Annotated in this window: 3 protein-coding genes and 1 pseudogene; 2 read left to right on the top strand and 2 right to left on the bottom strand. The window is 42.4% G+C overall.

The window, feature by feature from the left end:
- Positions 1–157 (top strand): annotated as a pseudogene (locus NNC77_RS16375) (helix-turn-helix domain-containing protein); the annotation flags it as partial.
- A gap of 82 nt (positions 158–239) precedes the next feature.
- Positions 240–548 carry a helix-turn-helix domain-containing protein gene (locus tag NNC77_RS16370; protein ID WP_118220348.1) on the top strand — a complete coding sequence of 103 codons (309 nt, stop codon included), beginning with the start codon at positions 240–242 and terminating at the stop codon, positions 546–548.
- 761 nt (positions 549–1309) lie between these two features.
- On the opposite strand, the gene NNC77_RS16365 is transcribed toward NNC77_RS16370, so the two are convergent.
- Positions 1310–1672 (bottom strand): hypothetical protein, encoded by a 363-nt coding sequence (locus NNC77_RS16365; protein WP_254971901.1) that lies wholly within the window; start codon positions 1670–1672, stop codon positions 1310–1312.
- Positions 1669–1914, bottom strand: a 246-nt coding sequence (locus NNC77_RS16360; RefSeq protein WP_254986909.1) for a tyrosine-type recombinase/integrase, incomplete at its 5' end; no start/stop codon positions are given. The genes NNC77_RS16365 and NNC77_RS16360, both read right to left, overlap by 4 nt.

Raw genomic sequence — 1914 nt, 5'->3', positions numbered from 1 at the left:
CTGCCCACGGACAGTGCAGACGCTTCGGGACAACGGAACTTTGGCTTATACGCAAATCAGCCACAAGACCTACTACAAGCCGGAGGACGTGATGGCTATCGTAGCAGTAGTGGAGGACAAGAAAAAGGACATGCGCTTTCGCAAGCGCACAGGTTAGGCTGTCAATATACAACAGCCACTTAATCCAAAGCAGCAAGTAAACCGAGTAACGTAAGTATCAACAATAAAACGAGACAACTATGAGCAATGAAGTAATGACAAGAAACAGCGAGTGGATGAACCACATCGTGAACCACCTCAACCGAATGGTTGACAATTTTGAACGTGCCGTGATGAACTACCGCCCCATGCTTGGCGGTGAGCGGTTCATGACGGACAAGGAGCTTTGTGCCAGGCTGCAACTGAGCCGAAGAACCCTGCAGGACTACCGAAACAACGGTGTCATCCCGTATATCCAGCTTGGCGGAAAGATACTCTACCGCGAGTCCGACATTCAGAAGATTCTGATGGCTAACTATCGTGAGGCGTACAGAATGAAAAGTGTGTAGGAGAATGTCCTTGATGAGTGTGTGAAATGAACAAGGCGACAACGTATAACTTACCGAGTGTGGCTGTTATAGGTTGTCGCCTCGTTTTATTGGCTATACCGAGTTGTTCGTGTTTGCCGAGTGTTCTCCCTATGGTCTGTATAAAATCTAATACCATGCTAAAACACTGCGGTGGTTCGCCCAAGTGGCTGGAGGCGCAAAGCCTCCAAGGAACGTTGCTTGAAGGATTCCTATACAATTAGGAATCATCTCTCTTCATTCTTTTGCATTACATACTACTCATGCAATGCCAAAATATTAACATGCACCAAAATATTATATAGACTATGGAGATAAGAAAAAACACCTTTTTCTTCTTCGATTTTAAAAGGTGAAGTACACATCCACTATAAATGGAAAAAACAGGTATTATAAGTATTTTAAACCATCCTATAACATCATAATATGAATAAAAAAAAGTACAAGCGTATGTTGCCCAGTACAAACATATCACAAATGCCATTACAAATTTCAAAAAGACAAATGTCACTTGTTTGTTTTTTAGGTACAATAGGAAATATGCTATAGGAACAACTGTTGCAAATAGCATATCTCCTCTCCATATTATATAAAAATCCAAAAGTCTCATTTTAGTTCATTATTTGTTTGACACTGCAATTTTAGAGAAATAAATTGAATAAAGCAAATGAATTTAAAACCTTTATAAAATTTTAACACATTAGTTTTCTAAGAATAGAGGTCATTGATGAAAAATGTAATTGCTACACCATTATATTCTTCGACCACAGGCAGACCAACTTCGGGCGGTTGGTCTGCTTTTTGATGATGGCTTGCATGATGAACTCACGAAAGGCTCGGCTCTCAATGCTGTCAATACGGAAGGCTACCGCAATGACGAGTTCAAGGCTATACACATCATAGCTGATGCGGTCGTTCTTCCTGATATGACGGCGTACACCCTGCTCTTTCAGAATGCCATCCTTGAATATAGCCTTGACAGCCTTGCGCACATAGCAGCCGAATACATTATACATGTCGGCAATCTCCTGCATGGTCATCCATACTGTATCGGTCGGCATGGATACCGTTCCGCTCTCGCTGATAGTTATAACTCCTCTGTTCATTTTCCAATAGTTTTTTCGTTCGACAATCTGTTCCTTTCTCGCTTGGCAATAAGCTTATCCATGTCATTTGAAATCTTCTGCTCCGTCACCTGCGCATAGACCTGTGTGCTTGTAATGTCTGCGTGTCCCATCATCTTGGCTATGCTGCCGATGGGAATGTCCTCGTTGAGCATCAAGACTCCGAATGTATGGCGGCTGGCGTGGAATCCCAACTTATTACTTATGCCAAGCACCATTCCAAG

The organism is Segatella copri (assembly GCF_024330485.1).
Lineage (GTDB): Bacteria > Bacteroidota > Bacteroidia > Bacteroidales > Bacteroidaceae > Prevotella > Prevotella copri_L.
Note: the sequence above shows the minus strand (reverse complement) of the source record. Positions and strands in the feature narration are given on the sequence as shown.

Excerpts from the sequence above, each read along its gene's own strand:
- NNC77_RS16370 (WP_118220348.1), top strand. The coding sequence starts at position 240 with ATGAGCAATGAAGTAATGACAAGAAACAGCGAGTGGATGAACCACATC.
- NNC77_RS16365 (WP_254971901.1), bottom strand. The coding sequence starts at position 1,672 with ATGAACAGAGGAGTTATAACTATCAGCGAGAGCGGAACGGTATCCATG.